Source organism: Streptosporangium sp. 'caverna' (assembly GCF_003203775.1).
In the GTDB taxonomy this organism is placed as follows: domain Bacteria; phylum Actinomycetota; class Actinomycetes; order Streptosporangiales; family Streptosporangiaceae; genus Streptosporangium; species Streptosporangium subroseum.
Map to the genome: position 1 here is coordinate 1,061,107 of NZ_CP029711.1, position 19,080 is coordinate 1,080,186.

Genomic DNA, 19,080 nt, shown 5'->3' on the forward strand with positions numbered 1-19,080 from the left:
GATCGGTGTGCGTGCTGTGACCGCGCTGACCCTGGTCATGCTGACGGGCTGCTCCCCGTCGGCCGCTCAGCCGTTCACCCCGATCGATCTCCCGGCCGACGCCGGTGCCCAGGCGTCTCCCCAGCCGTCCTCGCAACAGGCCGTACCCACGCCGAGGGTGGAGACGGTCCAGGTCGCGCCCGGGGTGCGGATGGTGGTCGAATGGCCCGCCGCCCCCGACCAGGACGCCACCGAAATGATCAACGCCTTCCGCGACCTTCAGGGAGGGATGTTCAAGGCCGTCGTCACCGGCGGCCGGGACGTCGCCTATCTCGCGATCGTCGAGGACAAGGCGGTCAAGGACGTGAACTCGTGGGTGCAGGCGTTTCTGGACCAGCGGCGATCGGTGCGCGGGACCGTCCGGCTGTACGCGCTGGACGTCGGCCCGGTCAACGGCTCCGGGGCGGAGCTGAAGGTGTGCATGGATGAGTCCGGGATGCGCCTGCTGTACTCCGTGACGGGCAAGGCGGTCCCCAGTCAGCCGGTGTGGACTCGGAAGCCCTTCTTCCAGTCCGCGGGAATGCGGCGGGGCGACGACGGGGTGTGGCGGATCGCGCTGCTCCGGAATGCCGAACTTCCCAATGAACGCGCGAAGGGATGTCTTCGATGATCGGAAACGTGCTCGTTGCGGGGATGCTGCTGCTCGCCCCGATCCCCCCGGGAGGGACATCGGGCACCGGCTACCAGAAGGGCAGGGAAGCCGGGGTCATCCTGCGGGACTCCCAGATCATCGTCAGCGGAGACGGAGCCGGCGGCACGAGCGACGGCTACCGGGTCAAACGACCGTGCTGGTACGAGCCCGGTCTGAATGCCGACGACATGCTGAAGACACAGCGGGAGTCGAAGCCCTCCTGGATTCCCGCGACGGAGTGGGAGCGGCATCTGGAGTCCCTCAAGCAGTTCGAGGCCGAGGCCGGCAAGGAGGGACGCTGGTGGAAGCAGGCCTACAACGAGGCCGATCCTGACGCGGCCGCCTGCCTGATGGCGATGGAACCCTACGTGTTCGTGCCACCCGGAACGACCCCGCCCGGCGGGATCACCCTCGCGGAACTCGTCGACATCGCCCGGGCGGCGCTGACCGTGCCCAAGCCGAATGTCCGGCTCAACCCCGATGCCAAGAGCTACGTCAACCTGGGCACCTGGGTCTGGCTGGACAACGGCGGCGAGAACACCAGGTCCGTGACCGCGACGCTCCCGGGGGTCATGAGCGCGACCGTGGTCGCCACCCAGAGGAACATCACGATCGACCCGGGGACGAAGGACGATAAGCGTGCCGAGGTCAAGGAGGAATGCGGCCCGACCGGCACGCCGTACTTCAAGGGGGCGACGGAGGATGACCTCAAATGCGGCGTCGTTTATCTCCGCGCCTCGGTCGACCTACCCCGCGAGGTCTACGAGCTCACGGTGACATCCGCTTGGGACGTCGCGGTTCAGGACGACGTGGTGCCCTTCGCCTACGACCCCATCGAGGCGAGCGCCACCCGCGACGTTCCCGTGGGCGAGGTGCAGAGCACCGTCAGGAAGGGAACGCCGTAGGCGTCACCACCGTCCTTGCCCGTGCTCCGATCAGTGGGTGACGTCTCCCGCCTGCGGGTGAGGACACCCGGCCGGGGGACGTGGATCAGCGTGGGAGGTTCGCGTCGGTGCGAACGCGCGAATCGGGCCCGGCGGGGTGGGTGTCCCGCCGGGCCCGATTCTCAGGCGTTCGGTTGAGCCGGGGGCTCAGCCGGTGATGAGGTCCGAGCCCGGGTGGGGCTCAGCCGGTGATGAGGTCGAACTGCTCCCAGGGGCCGATGGCGTCGCGGTTGGCGATCAGCGGCTGGGCGCCGCCGCCGTCGGCGCATACGAGCTTGCTGTTGATCTGGGCCCTGAGGCTGACGGTGCCGCCCGAGTTGCTGATGAGCTGGAAGGTCTCCCAGGAACCCGCGGCGGCGGCGTTGGCGATCAGCGGCTGGGCGCCGGCTCCGGCGGCGCTCACGTACTGGTTGTTGATCTTCGCTCGCAGTGCGATGTTGCCGTTGCCCAGGTCGACGCGCTCGAACTGCTCGCCCGTCCCGATGGTGGTCTTGCTGGCGATCAGCGGTGAGCCGGCGGCCGCGCTGACGTAGAGGTTGTTGGCCTTGGAGCGCAGGCTGACGGTCGAGGTGGTGGACGGCTGCGTGAGGATCCGCAGGGCGTCGACCATGCCGACCGCGGTGGACTTGTTGACGATCCTGATCGTGTGCTGGCCGCTGGACAGGCCCGTCTTGCTGTAGACGACCTGCTGGGCCTGCCGGGCACCGGAGATGTTGAGGTTCACATTGGTCTGGAGGACGTTGTCGATGTAGACGTCCACGTTGCCCATGTCACCGTTGCGCTCCGAGAGATACTCGACGCCGGTCCCGGTGAAGGTGTACTGGGCGACCGCGCCCACGGTGTTGCTGTGGTGGGTGTCGTCGTTGTAGTCGCCGTAGCCCCTGCTGCTGGTGGCGTGCCAGTTGGCGTCGTAGGTGAGCTCGGTGTCGTTCACCAGGGCGTTCGACGTCGTCTGTCCGGTGCCCAGGGCGGAGCTGGTGTTGCTCAGCGTCTTGGCGCCCTGGTTGGCGGTGCCGGTCAGCCGCGCCGAGCTGTATCCGCTCAGCGGCTTGGCGGTCCGCTCCAGGACGTACACGGCGTTCGCCGCGGTGGCGAAGGAGACCTCGGCGCTCGTGCTGGTGGCGAGGATGGCGTTGTCGGAGGTGCGGCGCACCCGGACCTGCTGGGTGCCCCAGGGGTTGACCACCGTGGCCTGCTTGCCGTACAGGCTCTTGAGCCCGACGTACTTGATCTCGCCGGCCTCGCGCTCGGAGCTGACCTGGAAGCCGTCCTTGGCCAGGAGGGTGAACTTCCCGACGAAGGAGGAGTCGGTCGGCACCGCGGGGAACACCCGGATCTTGTCGTTGTAGCTCTGCATGAGCGACTCGTTCATGGCCGACAGGTGCACGCCGAGATACTCGAAGACGCCGTTGGTGTTGCTGGTCATGCCGTTGGTGTAGTTCTGGTACTTCTGCAGCATGGTCTTCATGCCCTGGTAGGCCTGGTCGCCCAGACCGAGGCGGGCCGCCTGGACCGCGTCGTTGGACCAGACGTTGCCGTAGGGGAACGGCCGCTGGTTCCAGGTGTTCACCGCGGTCTGGTAGTCGGGGTAGCCGATGCCGGTGACGTTGTACGGCCAGATCAGCTCGGAGGCGACGTTCTCGTTGTTCCTGGTCTGCGAGATCGGCGGCTGGTGCGGCTGGTAGGCACCGTTGACCACGGTGTAGGCGGTGATGTTGTTCAGGATGTTCTGCCAGTCGGCGCGCAGGCCGGCGTCGAGGCCGAGCTGCGTGCTGACCTGGATCGTCAGCGGGAAGATGCTGCGCACCGCGGCCAGGTCGGTGATCGCGTTGCGGACGTTCCAGTACGTCTCGTGGGAGTTGGAGTTGGCCATGTAGTACTTGCCGGTCGGCCCGTCGAAGGACAGCAGGCCCTTGTAGAGCTTCACGGTCTCCCGCATGTACGGGTACGCCACGTCACGCAGGTAGGTCGCGTCGTTGGTGTAGCGGTACTGGAGATACATGTTGTGGGCGGCCTGGTAGCCCGTCGTCAGGATGTTCTTGGTGTAGTCGCTGCCGACCGTGCCGCGCGCGTTGCCGTCCCAGCCCATGGTCTCCGGTACCCAGAGGGCGTCCACCCCGTACCGCGTCTGCGTGTACGACTTCAGCGCGTTGTAGTTGCGACTGTAGAGCTTGTTGAAGGTGCCCATCAGTTCGGTGTGGTTGGAGGCCAGGAAGGAGTTGTAGACGTCTCGCTGGTTCCAGTACCAGTAGGCGTTGCTCCACTTGGAGTTGTCCTGCGTGGCGCGGAACACCCCGTTGATGAAGTGGACCGGGTAGTTGCCGTAGCCGCCCGCGGCGATCATGTAGGTGCTGAGGTAGTAGACGTTCTCCATGTAGTCCGCGTCGCCGGAGGCGTTGGAGTACTGGACGAACGACTTGGCCCAGAAGGCGTGCCACCAGTTGCGGTAGTTGTTGAGCGTGTTGGTGTAGCCGGTGCTCTTGACCGAGGTGAGCTGGTTGCGGGCCTGCGTGACCGAGTCACGGTTGGGGGCGTTGATCCGGCTGGCGGCGGTGAACCAGATCGTGTAGCTGGAGGTGGGCGTGATGTTCAGCCGCACGTTCCTGCCGTTCACGACCTGGGTGGTGAAGTTCGCGCCCTCGACGGTGGCGGCCATGGTGTAGCCGAAGCCGTTCGCGTCGGTCTGGCCCCTGCTGAACCCGGCCACGTTGGCGTCGGAGAAGGTGGAGATCGTCCGCCAGGTGTTCAGGTCGGGCACGTCCGCGATGTTCTGGACGGTGGCCGGGTCCCACATGCTGAGGTCGAACGCCACGTTGGAGACGCCGGTGCGGCCGTCCTCGACGTGGATGCCCATGACCTCGGAGTTCGGCGACCCCATCACGGTCACGGTCCGGTTGGTGTCGTACTTGGTGGTGAGGGTCCCGTCGTACAGCGACAGCCGCTGCTGGAATTTCGAGTATCCGGTGTCCATGCTCGGGCTGGTGCTGAGGTTGGCCAGGCCGGCCGCGTAGGTCGACTGCTCCGAGAGGTCCACCCCCGACACCTGCATCGTCAGGCCGTTCTGGTTCCACGCCATGGCCCCGGTGCGGCCGTTGCCCACGGTCAGCCCGTAGAGGGGGTTGGTGTTGGGCCGGTTGTAGACGACGTCGTGCTTGGACATGTATGCCGGATAGTCCACGTTGAGCGCCCCGGCCGCCTGGTCGAAGGCCGCGTCGGTCGTCGAGGCCAGGGTCGGCGTCGCCTCGCCGGCGGCCACCAGACCGACGGCGAGAATTAACGGAGGCAGGGAACGTAACAGCCTCTTCAACATGGTTTTCCTCTCCTGCGGCCGGTCACCCCTCGCCGCGCCGCGGCCGTGGCCGCACGGAGCGGACGTCCTGGTCATCGCTCGGTCGCGCCGACGAGGGGTTCATACATTGGGGGGTGGTCGTGCGGTGCTTGGACTGCTGAGCGGGAAACAGCGATGGGGGTTGCGAAGAGGTCCGCGAGACCACACCTGGCCGGCAATCGGCGACCGGCGTCAGGCACGCTTTCGCGGACCTCTCCGCGCGGCGCAGACCCGATGCGGAAGCGGCGGCAGCCCCTGGATCGAGACGCCGCACAGTTCCGTTTTCAGACTGTCAGGCGCAGTTAACATTGGATGTCTTCAAACGTCAATAGTCCACAACGAGTCAGTGAATCACCAAAATCCCCCATAATGTCCCAAGAACAGGCGGTAAACAGGGCGTTCTTGCTGTCTACCTGCGGGTGCCGCCCCCTCGACCGGCCTCAACACCTCCGATGTATCGACTTTGCGGGAGTGAGGATGCTCGCGCCGGAGGTGCGGAGGGGCGCTCTGCCCTGCTGGGCGGTTATCAGGAGCCGCTCGGGCGATCGGCGGTGAGGCCCGCCGCGACGATGACACTCTCGCGGGAGAGCGGCGCCCGCGAGCCGGTCGGGGCGGGGATCCGCGTCTCGACCACTCGGAACGCCGGCGGTGCGACACGGCGTCCGCCGGGGTTCGATGAGATCATTCGGAACGCCGGCGGTGCGACACGGCGTCCGCCAGGGTTCGATGAGATCATTCGGAACTCCAGAGGTGCAGTGCGGCGTAGGCCCGCCAGGGCCGCCACCGTTCGATGTGGCTGTCGGGGATGCCCAGGCAGGCCATGGCCCGCCGCAGCCCGAGATCTCCGCAGGGCCACGCGTCCGGATCCCGCAGCGCCCGCAGCGTGATGTAACCGGCCGTCCACGGCCCGATCCCGGGGACCTCCAGCAGCCCGGCCGTGACCTCTCCCGGCTCCTGAGCCCCGTCCAGATCGATCTCCTCACCCGCCACCTTCGCGGCCAGGGCCTTCAACGTGGTCACCCGCCGACCGGTCAGCCCCAGCCCGCCGAGATCGGCGTCCAGGAGCTCCGGGGCGGTGGGAAACAGGTGGCTCAGCCCCTCCACGCCGGTGGGGCGACCGGCCCGGCCGGTGATGCGGCCGAGGAGGGTGCGGGCGCCGGCGACCGAGATCTGCTGGCCGACCACGGCGCGCACGGCCACCTCGAAGCCATCCCAGGCGCCCGGGACCCGCAGGCCGGGCCGGGCGGCGACGAGCGGGGCCAGGGAGGTCTCCCCCAGGGCGCCGGTGATGGACTCCGGATCGGCGTCAAGGTCGAGCAGGCGCCGGCAGCGGGCGACGATGCGGGCCAGATGGCGGGTGTCGTCGAGGCTCACGTCCAGCCTGACGTGACCGGGCGCCGGGGTGAGGGTGATCGTGCCACCCGGGACGGCGCGGCTGTAGGAGCTCTCGCCGACGTGCTCCAGCCCGGGAACGGCCCGTCCCCCCAGGAACCGCATCAGGGGCTCGGCGTCGTACGGCTCGCGCCGGTGCAGCCGGAGCGTCAGCGACCTGTCGGCGACGCTCCGGCCCGACGCGATCCGCAGCTCGCCGGGGGTGAAACCGTAGGTCTCCTTCATGGTCGCGTTGAACTGCCGCACGCTCCCGAACCCCGACGCGAACGCCACGTCGGTGATCGACAGCCCGGTCTCGGTCAGCAGCTGCTTGGCCAGCAGCAGGCGCTTGGTCCTGGCCACGGCCAGCGGTCCCACGCCGAGCTCGCCGGTGAACAGCCGGTGCAGGTGCCGTTCGGTGATGTGCAGCCGCCCGGCCAGCCGCGCGATCCCGCCGTCGTCGGCCACGCCCTCCTCGATCAGCCGGAGCGCCCGGCCGACCAGGTCACCCCGGTGGTCCCAGCCGGGATCGCCGGGGCTGAGCTCGGGACGGCACCGCTTGCAGGGCCGGAATCCGGCCGCCTCCGCGGAGGCGGCGTGGCGGTAGAACCGAACGTTGCGGGACGAGGGTGTGCGCGCCGGGCAGATCGGCCGGCAGTAGATGTGGGTGGAGGTGACCGCCGTGTAGAACCGCCCGTCGAACCGGGCATCCCTCGCGGCCACCGCGCGGTAACAGGAGTTGAAGTCGAGCTCTTTCACGGACACGTCGACGACGCTATCCGCAGCCCAGGTCCCATGACCGGCGGAAATCGGACCTGGCCCTCGGGCGGGGAGGGCGTCGGCTCCAGGCCGTCACCTCGGGGAGAGGTCGCCGTCGAGCCTCGCGGGAATCGGACCCGGTCACCGCGGGGAGAAGGCGTCGGCTCCGAGCCGTCGTCTCGGGAGGACACGGAGTCCGAGCCGTCACTTGGAGGAGACGCCGACTCCGATCTCGAACTCGCGGTAGACGCGGGCCCAGAAACCGTCGCGGAGCCAGACCCGGGCCTCGGGATACGGCCGCAGGGAGTGGCCGAGCTCCTTCTCCGCCTCGATGAGGAGCTCGGTGTCGATGACCGTGGGAAGGATCGGGCCGGGGAGCAGGTCGCGGATGTTGTCGCGGCCACGGGTGAGGATCCACTTCTGGGCCACGTGCTCGCCGACCTCCTCGACGCGCGGGCGGCTCGGGCCGAGCTTGGTGACCTGGCCCGCGGGGGCCTTGGGCTTGGCGGTGGCGGGGGTGCGACCGGCGAAGACCTGGGCGGGCGAGGGCGCGATCGGGGTGCTCGGGACCGGCACGGGCGCGGGGGCGCGGCTGAAGAAGGAGCGGAGGAAGTCGGCGCTGATGATCTCGACGGTGTCGGACTCCCAGACGAGGCGCTCGGCCTGGTTGGTGCCGTAGGGCGGCTCGACGCCCCACAGGTGGATCCGCACGCCGTACGCCTGGGCGGCCTCGACGGCCGGGACCATGTCCTCGTCGCCGGCGAGCAGGATCGTGTCGCTCACCGCGTGGTGCCTGGCCAGGGCCTCCAGATCGCTCCTGATCTGAGCGTCCACGCCCTTCTGCTGGCCCCGGGCGTTGAGGTTGCCCAGGCGCACCTTGACCCAGGGAAGCTGGGCGATGACCCGCTGGTCCACGGTCGGCACCCGGTCGCGGGCGGCGTCGTACCAATAAATTCTCAGCAGTTCACCGTGAATACGTGCTTCTGCATGCTTCTGCAAGGCCTGAATCAGCTCGTCGGCCGCAACCCGATACTCCTTGCGCTCCTTGGCGCCCAGAAGCACTTCACCTGCTGCGGCATACAGATACCCGACATCTACCAAGACGGCGTACTTCGCAGCAATGGGATGGGACGTGAGGTCCAGGATGGTCATGTCGTCCTCCAGGCCTCGGAACTAGCTGATCGGCTGACTATATGCGCCCATTTCTTAGATGGTCCCAACTCTCGCGTAAGTTGACACCCCGTTCTGGGATCTATCTCGGCAGGCCGCTTGATCTCCATGCGCCTTGTCCAGTCGGAAGAGGCTTTCGCATCTGGTGTGCTGGATTGCGCCAGGATTCCGTTTTCTGTACGGCTTTCGCCATCGGGGTCGCCCGTGATGCGAGCGCGATCACCAGCGCGGCGATCTCCTCTTCGCTCGCATCCCCTCGGATGATCTTCAAATGTCTCATAGTGGGATGTTCCCATGCTTCTTCGGCGGCAGAGTCGCGCGCTTGTTGCGTAGTGCACGCAATGCCTTCACGATCTGGAGCCGGGTTTCGGAAGGACGGATCACCGCGTCTACATACCCGCGTTCGGCGGCAAGATACGGGTTGGCGAGAGTGTCCTCGTACTCGGCGACGAACCGGGCCCGCTGGGCGTCCGGATCGTCGGCGGAGGCGAGTTCGCGCCGGTAGAGGATGTTGACCGCGCCCTGCGCGCCCATCACCGCGATCTGCGCGGTGGGCCAGGCGAGGTTGATGTCCGCGCCCAGGTGCTTGGAGCCCATGACGTCGTAGGCGCCGCCGTACGCCTTGCGGGTGATCACCGTGACCAGCGGCACCGTCGCCTCCGCATAGGCGTAGAGCAGCTTGGCCCCGCGGCGGATGATCCCGTTCCATTCCTGGTCGGTGCCGGGAAGGAATCCAGGAACATCGACAAATGTCAGAACCGGAATGTTAAAGGCATCACATGTTCGGACGAATCTCGCGGCTTTCTCCGATGCCGAGATGTCCAGCGTGCCCGCGAAACTCATCGGCTGGTTGGCGACGATCCCCACGGAACGCCCTTCGACCCGGCCGAAGCCCACGAGGATGTTAGGCGCGAATTGCGCGTGCACCTCCAGGAATTCGCCGTCGTCCAGGACGTGCTCGATGACCGTGTGCATCTCGTAGGGCTGGTTCGCGGAATCGGGGATCAGCGTGTCGAGTTCGAGGTCGTCATCGGTGGTTTCCAGGACCGGATAGGCGTCGAAGACCGGAGCCCCGTCCATGTTGTTGGACGGCAGGTAGGACAGCAGCGCCCTGGCGAACTCCAGGCAGTCGGCCTCGTCGGAGGCCTCGTAGTGGGCGACGCCCGACCGGGAGCTGTGCGTGTGCGCGCCGCCGAGCTCCTCGAACGTCACCTCCTCGCCGGTGACCGTCTTGATGACGTCCGGGCCGGTGATGAACATGTGCGACTTCTCCGACACCATCAGGACGAAGTCGGTGAGCGCGGGAGAGTAGACCGCGCCGCCCGCGCACGGGCCCATGATCAGCGAGATCTGCGGGATCACTCCCGAGGCGTGAACGTTCCGCTTGAAGATCTCGGCGTACAGGCCCAGGGAGACGACGCCCTCCTGGATGCGAGCCCCGCCGGAGTCGTTGATGCCGACCACCGGGCAACCGGTCTTCAGCGCGTGGTCCATGACCTTGACGATCTTCTCCCCGAAGACCTCGCCGAGTGACCCGCCGAACACGGTGAAATCCTGGGCGAACACCGCCACCGGGCGGTCGTCCACCGTGCCGTACCCGGTCACCACGCCGTCGCCGTACGGCCGCTCGTGCTCCATGCCGAAACTTGTCGAGCGATGCCTGGCCAGCTCGTCGAACTCCACGAAGCTGCCGTCGTCCAGAAACGCGAGGACCCGCTCCCTGGCGGTCATCTTGCCCCGGGCGTGCTGCTTCTCGACGGCACGGGACGGGCCGGCGTGGGCGGCCTCGTCCAGGCGGCGCTCCAGGTCGGCGAGCTTTCCTGCCGTCGTGCGAATATCAGGTTCGGCGTCTGCAGGCTCAGCGCTTATCGGGTCGTTCATCCAAGCAGGGTAACCGTCTGCTGACATGGAGAACTATCAGGGGAGGCCGTTCGTTTCGCCGGGGGGACATCTCATCAGTAACGGGCGATTCTGGAGAGTAGAGGCCATGGCGGACATCGTCGAAGCCGTACGCACGCAGGGACTGTTCAAGAGATTCGGGCAGCAGACGGCCGTCGGAGGTGTCGATCTCATCGTGCCGCAGGGCAGTTTCGCCGGGCTGGTCGGCCCGAACGGCGCGGGCAAGACCACCACGCTCAGCATGGTCACCGGCCTCCTCCGTCCCGACGGCGGCCTCATCCACATCGACGGCGTCGACGTCTGGCGCGACCAGGTCGTGATCAAGAGTCGCATCGGCGTGCTCCCCGAGGGCCTGCGCCTCTTCGAGCGGCTGTCGGGCAGGGAACTGCTGTCCTACAACGGCCAGCTCCGGGGCATCCCCAGGGCAGAGGTGGAGCAGCGGGCCGAGGGGCTGCTGAAGATCATGGATCTGACGGAGTCGGCCGACAAGCTCGTCATCGACTACTCCACCGGCATGCGCAAGAAGATCGGCCTGGCCGCCGCGCTGCTGCACAACCCCAAGGTGCTCTTCCTGGACGAGCCGTTCGAAGGGGTCGACCCGGTCAGCGCCAACACACTGGTCGAGGTGCTCCAGCGCTACACCGCCTCCGGATCGACCGTCGTCTTCTCCAGCCACGTCATGGAGCTCGTCGAGCGTCTGTGCGACTGGGTCTCGGTGATGAACCGGGGTCAGATCGTCGCCCAGGGCCCGCTGGAGACGGTCCGGGCGGGCCGAAGCCTCAACGAGGCCTTCCTCGGCCTGGTCGGGGTGCGCGACGGCGGCGGCGGAGAGGAGGGCCTGTCATGGCTGGGCGCGACCTCGAAGTGAACGCGGCGGGGCAGGACGGAGACGAGCGTGACGAGAGCGCGGCGGGACGGGGCGGAATGAGCGCGGGGTCATCGGCCGGCGGGAGTACGGCGGAGCCGGAGGACGGAGGTGCCGCGAGGCCGGCCGGCGGGGGTACGGCGGAGCCGGGCGGCGGAGGCGCGACAGGACCGGTCGGCGGGAGTACGGCGGGGCCGGGCGGCGGTGGGAGCGCGACCGTACGGGTGGGCCCCTCGGTGTTCGTCCGGCTCAAGCTCCGCCTCATCGCCGGGAACCTGCGGGGCAGCACCTCCCGCGTGCTCGGGTTCGTCTTCACCCTCGTCGCCGCGATCGCCGTGGCGGCCCTGGGATTCTTCCTGATGGCGTCGCTCCGCCTGGCGCCGGAGGACATCGCCCTCGACGTCGGGATCGTGCTGTTCACCGTTTTCCTGGTGGGCTGGACGGTCACCCCGTTGCTGGCGTTCGGCCTGGACGACACGCTCGACCCGTCGAGGCTGTCGCTGTTCCCGCTGCGGACCGGCCAGCTCGCGGTGGGCATGTTCGCCACGTCGATCACCGGTGTCTGGCCGATCGCCACGCTGATCATCATGATCGGGGCCATCGCCGGCCTGGCCACCGGCATCGGCGGCGTGCTGCTGGGCGTCGTCGCGGTGCTGCTGCTGTTCGCGCTCTGCATCGTCACCTCCCGGCTGGTCACCACGGCACTGTCCGGAATCCTGCGCACCCGCAGGGGCAGGGACGTGCTCGCCGTCTCGGTGGTCTTCTTCGTCCTGGCGGCCCAGCTTCCCAACCTGCTGCTCAACGGCGGCGCGTCGGGTGACCCGGTGGCACTGCTGCACGGCGGTGCCTCGTTGCTGCGCTGGACCCCGCCGGGCATGGCAGCGCACGCCATCGCCGACGGCGGTGTCACGGCGGTCGTCGAACTGGCCGTCCTGGCCGTCCTGGTCGCCGTGATCGGCCGGCTCTGGATCATGGCGCTCCGCAGGGCCCTGGTCTCGGCGGACGCCTCCACCGAGGGCGCCTCGGTCAGGAACTCCAAGGGACTGCTGGCCCGGGTGCTTCCCGACGGCCCGCTCGCCGCGGTCGTCACCAAGGAGCTCAAGTACGCCCGCCGCGACCCCCGTGGCCGGGTCGGCTGGTTCGCCGCCATCGCGGTCACCGGTGTCATGGCCTTCTCTCTGACCCGCGACCAGAACGGAACCGGAAGCATCGCCCTGGCGATCGCCCCGGCGTGCATCGGCGGGGTGCTGATCGGCCTGCAGTCGGTCAACTCGTTCGGCATCGACGGCCGCTCGCTGTGGATGAACTCCGTGGTCTACGGCACCGAGCGGGACTGGCGGACCGACCTCGCCGGGCGGCACCTGGCCGTCGCGACGATCGCGGCCCCGCTGCTCGCCCTGATCGCCGTGGTCGCCGCCCTCCTGGCCGGCGACCTCCTGTGGGCCGTTCCCGGTGCCCTCTCGGCCTGGGGCATCCTCGGCGTCGGGCTCGGTACGGGCGCACTGACCAGCGTGTTCCTGCCGTACACCGTGCCCGAGCGGCTCAACGCCTTCACCGGCGCGGCGCCGGGGCAGGGCGGCATCGCCTTCCTGGCGTCGTTCGGCGCGTTGTTCGGCGGCGCTCTGGTGGCGTTGCCGATCGCGCTGCCCGTACTGCTCGGTCTTCCCTGGGTCAGCGTGCTGGCGGTGCCGTACGGTCTGCTGATCTCCTGGGGCGGTCGCCGGATCGCCGGAAACGCGGCGTTCAGGCGGTATCCCCAGATCCTGGGGGCCATCGCGCACTCGGGCTGAATGGTCTAGTCCAATGGGTGAGACCGGTCTCCGCCGGAGAAAACGGACTAGGTACGCTGACGGGCATGGCCGCCACCGTGTCCCGCCAGGAGCGTTCCTCCGCTGTCACCGAGATGCCCGACGAGTTGCGCGCCGATGTGCGGCTGCTCGGAGGGCTGCTGGGGCAGGTCATCGCCGAGTACGGCGGTGATGACCTCCTCGCCGATGTAGAACGTCTGCGCAAGGCCGTTATCGGAGCCCGTCGCAGGGAGGTGTCGGTCGACGAGATCACCGCGATGGTGGCCGAGTGGCCGATCGACAGGGCGGTGCAGATCGCCCGGGCCTTCACCTGCTACTTCCACCTGGCGAACCTCGCCGAGGAGCACTTCCGGATCCGCACGCTCCGGGTCCGGGACACCGGCGAGGAACCGCTGCCGGAGTCCATCGCGCAGGCCGTACAGGAGCTCGGCGGCGAGAAGGTCGCCGAGCTGGTCGAGGGGCTGCGCCTGCACCCCGTGCTGACCGCGCACCCCACCGAGGCCCGCAGGCGCGCGGTGGTCACCGCGATCCAGCGGATCAGCGGCCAGCTCACCACCTACAACAGCTCCGACCGGGGCGCGGCCGAGCGGGCCGAGACCCGCCGGCGGCTGGTGGAGGAGATCGACCTGCTCTGGCGGACCTCCCAGCTCAGGTCCACCAAGCTCGACCCGCTGGACGAGGTCCGCACCGCGATGGCGGCCTTCGACGAGACGCTCTTCCGCGTGGTGCCGCTGGTCTACCGCTCGCTGGACGCCGCGCTCGGCGGAGGCGACGGCACCCGCAAGCCCAGGGCCCGTGCCTTCATCCGCTACGGCAGCTGGATCGGCGGCGACCGCGACGGCAACCCCAACGTCACCGCCAAGGTGACCAGGGACGCCGTGCTCATCCAGGCCGAGCACGTGCTGATCGCCCTGGAGAACGCCGCGCTCAGGATCGGCCGGTCCCTCACCCTGACCGCCGGCTACACCCCGGCCTCGCGGGAGCTGAGGACCGCGCTGGCCGGCGCCGTGAACGACCACCCGGACCTGGTCTCGGAGATGGCCACCCGCTCCCCGCAGGAGCCGCACCGGCAGTGGCTGATGTTCGTCGCCGCCCGCATCGGGGCCACCCGGCAGCGAGGCCTCGACATGGCCTACCGCTCACCCGAGCAGCTCCTGAACGACCTGCGGATCGCCCAGACGTCCCTGGTCGAGGCCGGCGCGAACCGGCAGGCGTACGGCGAGCTGCAGCACCTGATCTGGCAGGTGGAGACGTTCGGCTTCCACCTGGCGGAGCTGGAGGTCCGCCAGCACTCGCAGGTCCACGCCGACGTGCTGGCCGAGCTGGAGGCCGGACGGACCTCCGAGCGGACCGAGGAGGTCCTGGCCACGATCCGGACGATCGCCTGGATCCAGGAGCGGTTCGGCGTGACCGCCTGCTCCCGCTACGTGGTCTCCTTCACCCGTTCCGCCGACGACATCGCCGCGGTCTACGCGCTGGCCGAGCACGCGCTCGGCGGCCGGGCGCCGCAGCTGGACGTGGTGCCGCTGTTCGAGTCGGGCGCCGACCTCGCGGCGGCCCCCGACGTGCTGTCGGGCATGCTGAAGATCCCGGGCATCCAGGCCAGGCTGGCCGCCGACCGGCGCCTGGAGGTCATGCTCGGCTACTCCGACTCCGCCAAGGAGCTCGGCCCGGCCGCCGCGACCCTGAAGCTGTACGAGGCCCAGGAGGCGCTGACCGCGTGGTCGGACGAGCACGGCGTGCCGCTGACGCTGTTCCACGGCCGGGGCGGCGCCCTGGGCCGGGGCGGCGGCCCGGCCAACCGGGCCGTGCTCGCCCAGGCTCCGGGTTCGGTGGGCGGCAGGTTCAAGGTCACCGAGCAGGGTGAGGTCATCTTCGCCCGCTACGGCCACGACGCCATCGCCCGCCGCCACATGGAGCAGGTCACCTCTGCGGTGCTGCTCACCTCCACCCCGTCCATCGGCACCCGCACGGCCGAGGCCGCGGGGCGCTTCCGCGGCGTGGCCGAGCAGGTCGCCTCCGCCTCGGAGAAGGCCTACCGGCTGCTGACCGAGGCCCCCGGCTTCCCCGAGTGGTTCTCCCTGGTCAGCCCGCTGGAGGAGATCGGATCACTCCGCCTCGGCTCCCGCCCCGCCCGGCGCGGCCTCGGGGCGCCCCGGTCCCTCGACGACCTGAGGGCCATCCCGTGGGTGTTCGCCTGGGCCCAGACCCGGGTCAACCTTCCCGGCTGGTACGGCCTGGGCAGCGGCCTGGACGCCGTGATCTCCGAGTCCGGCCTGGACGAGCTGCGCGCCGCCTACCGCGAGTGGCCGCTGTTCGCCTCGCTGCTGGACAACGTGGAGATGTCGCTGGCCAAGACCGACCGGGACATCGCCGCCCGCTACCTCGCGCTCGGCGCCAGGGACGACTTCGTCGAGCAGGTCCTGACGGAGTACGACCTGACCCGCCGCCTGGTCCTGGAGGTCACCGGCCACAGCCGCCTGCTGGAGGACCGCAGGGTCCTGTCCCGCGCGGTCCAGCTCCGCGACCCCTACGTGGACGCGCTCTCCCACCTCCAGCTCCGCGCGCTGTCCACCCTCCGCGCCGACGACAACCTGTCGGAGGAGGAGCGTGAGCGCCTGTCCACGCTGCTGCTCCTGTCGGTCAACGGCGTCGCCGCCGGCCTGCAGAACACCGGCTGATCTCGGCCGGCTGACGGATGCCGTCCGGTGACCCGCGACCGCGAAACCCGGTGCTCCACGGGCCGGCGGTGGCGGGGTCGCCGGGTGGCCGCAAGAGCACGGGGGTGATCGGATGACGACGGAGGGCCGGGTGACCGGAGAATCCCGGATGATCCGCCTCGCCGTTCCCGGCGACAGGCCCGTCGTCGAGAGGATCGTCGAGGCGGCCTACCGGCCGTGGGCGGAGCTGATCGGCGTCCGGCCCAAGCCGATGGACGACGACTACGCCGCGCGGATCGCGGCCGGTCACGTCCACCTGCTGGAGGAGGAGGGCGTCGCCGGGCTCATCGTGCTGGTCCCCGAGGACGGCGTGCTGCTGGTGGACAACGTCGCCGTGGCCCCCGACCGCCACGGTCAGGGGCTGGGCAGGGCGCTCATGGCTTTCGCCGAGGCCCAGGCCCGTGCGGCGGGCCTGGGGGCGCTGCGGCTGTACACCAACGCTCTGATGGAGCCGAACATCGCGCTGTACGGACGCCTCGGCTACGAGATCACCGAACGCCGCCGGTCCGGGCCGCGTGACGTGGTCTTCATGAAGAAGCGGCTCGACGGCTGAGTTTTCATGACGAAGCGGCTCGACGGCTGAAACCACGCTCCCGGCGCTCTCCGGAGCCGGGCGGACGGCTCAGGTGGTGATCCGCTCCGGGGACGAGTAGATGTTGAAGCGCTCGTCCCGCAGGAAGCCGACCAGCGTCATCCCGAAATCCCTGGCCAGATCCACGGCCAGGGAGGAGGGCGCGGAGACCGCGCAGACGATCGGCAGGCCCGCGGTGAGGGCCTTCTGCATGATCTCGTAGCTGCTCCGCCCGCTCACCATCAGGATGTGCCCGCCCAGCGGCAGCCTCTCGCCCATCAGGGCCCAGCCGACCAGCTTGTCCACCGCGTTGTGCCGTCCCACGTCCTCGCGGAGCGCCAGGAGCTCGCCGTCCGGGGTGAACAGCCCCGCCGCGTGCAGGCCCCCCGTCTTGCCGAACACCCCCTGGCCCTCCCTGAGCCGCCGCGGCAGGCCGTACAGGATCTCGGGGGAGACGCGCAGGCCCTCCTGGGGCGGCAGCGGGGAGCAGCGGTCGTGCAGGGCCTCGAGGCTGGCCGTGCCGCAGACCCCGCAGGCGCTCGACGTCATGAAGTGCCTGTCGAGGGCGGGCAGGTCGGGCAGCTCCCCGTGCAGCCGCACCGTCACGATGTTGTAGCGCGCCTCGGGCGTGACGTCCTCGTCGGTGCAGTAGCCGATCCTGGCGATGCCGCCGGGCGTGACCATGCCCTCGCCGTACAGGAAACCGGCCGCCAGCTCGAAGTCGTGACCGGGGGTCCGCATGGTGATCGCGACCGTCTGCCGGGCCTCGCCCGCCTGGATGCGGATCTCCAGCGGCTCCTCGGTCGCCAGGTCGTCACGGCGTTCCCTGACCGCTCCTGGGGTCACCTCCGTGACCCGGGTCCGGGTGGTGGCCCCCGGCCTCGGAGGACCGGCCCGCTCGACGGGCCCGGCCCGCTCGACCAGTTTGAGCAGCTCGTCCATCTCGTCCATCTCGAACGGTTCGGCGAGCTCGTTCTGCGTGACGGGCACGTCCAGCTCGTCCAGCTCGAACGGTCCGGCGGGTCCGGCCCGCTTGACGGACCCGGTCCGCTCGGCCGGCTCGGCGGGCTTCCAGCCGGCCCGGTCACGTGGGTCAAGGCGTTCGCTCATGGTGTCCATCTTCCCGATCGGCCGATCACCCGGATAGGTCTTGGTTTCCTTCCCAACCTCTCAGCGGTCCGAAAAGTCCGGCTCTGTCTGTGATCTCCAACTACGGTCACAGTATTCCCTGGTCATTGCCTTAATTCGGTAACAGGGGGTCGTTAAGGGAGGCAAGATGGCTAAGTGCTCGACTCGCCCTTTACTGATCTTGATCGCCCGCCGCTGTCGCAGGCCGCTCTCACCCGTGCCCTGGTCCACCCGGGAAGCCTCTGGTCGGGCATCACCGTCGTCGGCCGGACCGGCTCGACGAACGCGGACCTCGCGCAGGCCGTCCGCGACGGCGCCCGGCAGGGAGCCGTCGTCATCGCGGAGGCCCAGTTCGCCGGTCGCGGCAGGCTCGGCCGGGTCTGGAGCGCCCCGCCGCGCTCGGGCCTGACCTTCTCCGTGCTCCTGCGCCCGGACCCGCCCCCGCTCAAGCAGGGCTGGCTGCCGCTGCTCGTCGGCCTGGCCGTCGCGTCGGCCGTGCGCAACGTCGCCGAGGTGGACGTCCGGCTGAAGTGGCCGAACGACCTGCTCATCGGGGAGCGCAAGCTCGCGGGGGTGCTCGCCGAGCGGGTGGACAGCGCGGTGATCGTGGGCGTCGGGCTCAACGTGAGCCTCCGCACCGAGGAGCTGCCGGTGGAGACCGCCACCTCGCTGGTCATCGAGAACGCCGCCTGCGTCGACCGCGACCCGCTCATCCGGGCCGTGCTGCGGGAGATCGAGACCCACTACCGCGACTGGTCGGAGGCGCACGGCGACGCCGACGCGTGCGGCCTGAGGGCCGCCTACCTCGCGATCAGCGCGACGATCGGCCGTGAGGTCCGGGTGGAGCTGCCGGGGGAGCGGGTGCTCACCGGGCTGGCCACGGGCATCGACCACTCCGGTCGCCTGCTGGTCGAGTCCAAGGGGGAAGAGCACACGCTGAGCGCGGGTGACGTCGTGCACGTCCGCCCTCACACCCCTTGACGTCCTCCCCGGTTTTGAAAACCGGGGATTCCAGCACCCGGCCTTCCGGCCGGGTCTGTCGGTTCGCGGTTCATCGGCCCGGGCAACCCCAAAGCCTCCCCGCGCAGACACGGCAACGCCCTGCCGCGTTCAAACACGCACATCCCGCTTGGCTATCGCGGAACGCCCCAACCCTACCGAGCCCGACCCACAACCAAGAGAAAACACAAGAAGCGCTTCCTCTCCGCCCTGAAGGACGGGCATCCAGGAAAGAATTCGGCGAAACGGTTACCCACGAGATGGAGGCAGTCGTGACGTGGGGCGCGCAGGCATGCCACGCTTTGCCCCATGAGTCTCCCTGATCGCCACATGACAGAGGGGGAGCGACGAATCCGGTCGTTCCACCCTCACTGGAAACGCCTCATCGTGCCCGTCCTCGCGCTGGTTCTCATCATCATCGCGTCCAGTGCCGTAATCTTCTTCATGCCCGCCTTCGAATATGACTTCTACGCGAACATCGCGGTGTTCGTGATCGCCGTGGGACTGCTGACCGTGTGGTCGTTCGTTCCGTACCTGCGGTGGAAGAACACCTCGTACGTGCTCACCTCGCACCGGTTCACGATCAGCACGGGCGTGCTGAACAAGTCCATCGACGACATCCCGATGACCAAGGTCAACACGGTCAGCGCCGACCAGAGTCTGATGGAGCGGATGCTCGGCTGCGGCACGCTCACCGTCGAGTCGGCGGCCGAGCAGGGCCAGATCATCCTGCGGGACATCCCCCAGATCCAGGACGTACGGGCCGAGCTCTTCCGCGCTCTCGACGACGCGACGGACGGCGAGCCCTCGGAGCGAGGCGGGCGATAATCGATGCGGCCTGACCTCCA

General features: G+C 69.0%; 14 protein-coding genes. 8 read left to right on the forward strand and 6 right to left on the reverse strand.

What is annotated here, in order from left to right:
• Positions 1–7 precede the first annotated feature (7 nt).
• Together DKM19_RS04900 and DKM19_RS04905 are read left to right on the forward strand one after the other, a co-directional pair.
• Positions 8–649, forward strand: a complete 642-nt coding sequence (locus tag DKM19_RS04900; protein ID WP_162641303.1) for a hypothetical protein — start codon at positions 8–10, stop codon at positions 647–649.
• Positions 646–1,575, forward strand: a complete 930-nt coding sequence (locus DKM19_RS04905; RefSeq protein WP_239514084.1) for a hypothetical protein — start codon at positions 646–648, stop codon at positions 1,573–1,575. The genes DKM19_RS04900 and DKM19_RS04905 overlap by 4 nt, the downstream gene beginning before the upstream one ends.
• 220 nt (positions 1,576–1,795) lie before the next feature.
• On the opposite strand, the gene DKM19_RS04910 is transcribed toward DKM19_RS04905, so the two are convergent.
• From DKM19_RS04910 to DKM19_RS04935, 5 genes are all read right to left on the reverse strand, one after another.
• Positions 1,796–4,870: a hypothetical protein gene (locus DKM19_RS04910; RefSeq protein ID WP_204358657.1), complete on the reverse strand. Its 3,075-nt coding sequence runs from the start codon at positions 4,868–4,870 to the stop codon at positions 1,796–1,798.
• Positions 4,871–5,674: 804 nt separating this feature from the next.
• On the reverse strand, positions 5,675–7,078 hold the full coding sequence (locus tag DKM19_RS04920; protein ID WP_110694677.1) for an AlkA N-terminal domain-containing protein: 1,404 nt from the start codon (positions 7,076–7,078) through the stop codon (positions 5,675–5,677).
• Positions 7,079–7,276: 198 nt separating this feature from the next.
• Positions 7,277–8,224 carry an NYN domain-containing protein gene (locus DKM19_RS04925; RefSeq protein WP_089209840.1) on the reverse strand — a complete coding sequence of 316 codons (948 nt, stop codon included), beginning with the start codon at positions 8,222–8,224 and terminating at the stop codon, positions 7,277–7,279.
• A gap of 100 nt (positions 8,225–8,324) precedes the next feature.
• A complete protein-coding gene (locus DKM19_RS52895) occupies positions 8,325–8,522 on the reverse strand; it encodes an acyl-CoA carboxylase subunit epsilon (protein WP_089209839.1) in 198 nt (65 codons plus the stop codon).
• The gene (locus tag DKM19_RS04935) at positions 8,519–10,123 is read right to left on the reverse strand and encodes an acyl-CoA carboxylase subunit beta (protein WP_110694678.1); all 1,605 of its coding nucleotides are present in this window, start codon (positions 10,121–10,123) and stop codon (positions 8,519–8,521) included. Before DKM19_RS04935 ends, DKM19_RS52895 begins: the two co-directional genes overlap by 4 nt.
• Positions 10,124–10,229: 106 nt before the next feature.
• Between DKM19_RS04935 and DKM19_RS04940 the strand changes: the two genes are divergently transcribed.
• The 4 genes from DKM19_RS04940 to DKM19_RS04955 all read left to right on the forward strand — a co-directional run bounded on the left by DKM19_RS04940 (position 10,230) and on the right by DKM19_RS04955 (position 16,087).
• Complete coding sequence (locus DKM19_RS04940) at positions 10,230–11,009, forward strand: ABC transporter ATP-binding protein (protein WP_110694679.1); 780 nt, start codon at positions 10,230–10,232, stop codon at positions 11,007–11,009.
• Entirely contained in the window at positions 10,985–12,796 is a 1,812-nt protein-coding gene (locus DKM19_RS04945; RefSeq protein WP_239514085.1) for a hypothetical protein, read from the forward strand. Before DKM19_RS04940 ends, DKM19_RS04945 begins: the two co-directional genes overlap by 25 nt.
• A 65-nt stretch (positions 12,797–12,861) precedes the next feature.
• On the forward strand, positions 12,862–15,495 hold the full coding sequence (locus tag DKM19_RS04950; protein WP_110694681.1) for a phosphoenolpyruvate carboxylase: 2,634 nt from the start codon (positions 12,862–12,864) through the stop codon (positions 15,493–15,495).
• 130 nt (positions 15,496–15,625) lie between these two features.
• Positions 15,626–16,087 carry a GNAT family N-acetyltransferase gene (locus DKM19_RS04955; RefSeq protein WP_204358659.1) on the forward strand — a complete coding sequence of 154 codons (462 nt, stop codon included), beginning with the start codon at positions 15,626–15,628 and terminating at the stop codon, positions 16,085–16,087.
• Between the two features lie 69 nt (positions 16,088–16,156).
• Here DKM19_RS04955 and fdhD read toward each other — a convergent pair whose 3' ends face one another.
• Positions 16,157–17,215, reverse strand: coding sequence for a formate dehydrogenase accessory sulfurtransferase FdhD (gene fdhD / locus DKM19_RS04960; protein WP_239514086.1), 1,059 nt, complete (start codon positions 17,213–17,215; stop codon positions 16,157–16,159).
• Positions 17,216–17,389: 174 nt separating this feature from the next.
• Between fdhD and DKM19_RS04965 the strand changes: the two genes are divergently transcribed.
• Positions 17,390–18,214: a biotin--[acetyl-CoA-carboxylase] ligase gene (locus tag DKM19_RS04965; RefSeq protein WP_110694682.1), complete on the forward strand. Its 825-nt coding sequence runs from the start codon at positions 17,390–17,392 to the stop codon at positions 18,212–18,214.
• A 405-nt stretch (positions 18,215–18,619) separates the two neighbouring features.
• Entirely contained in the window at positions 18,620–19,060 is a 441-nt protein-coding gene (locus DKM19_RS04970; protein ID WP_239514087.1) for a PH domain-containing protein, read from the forward strand.
• Positions 19,061–19,080 lie beyond the last annotated feature (20 nt).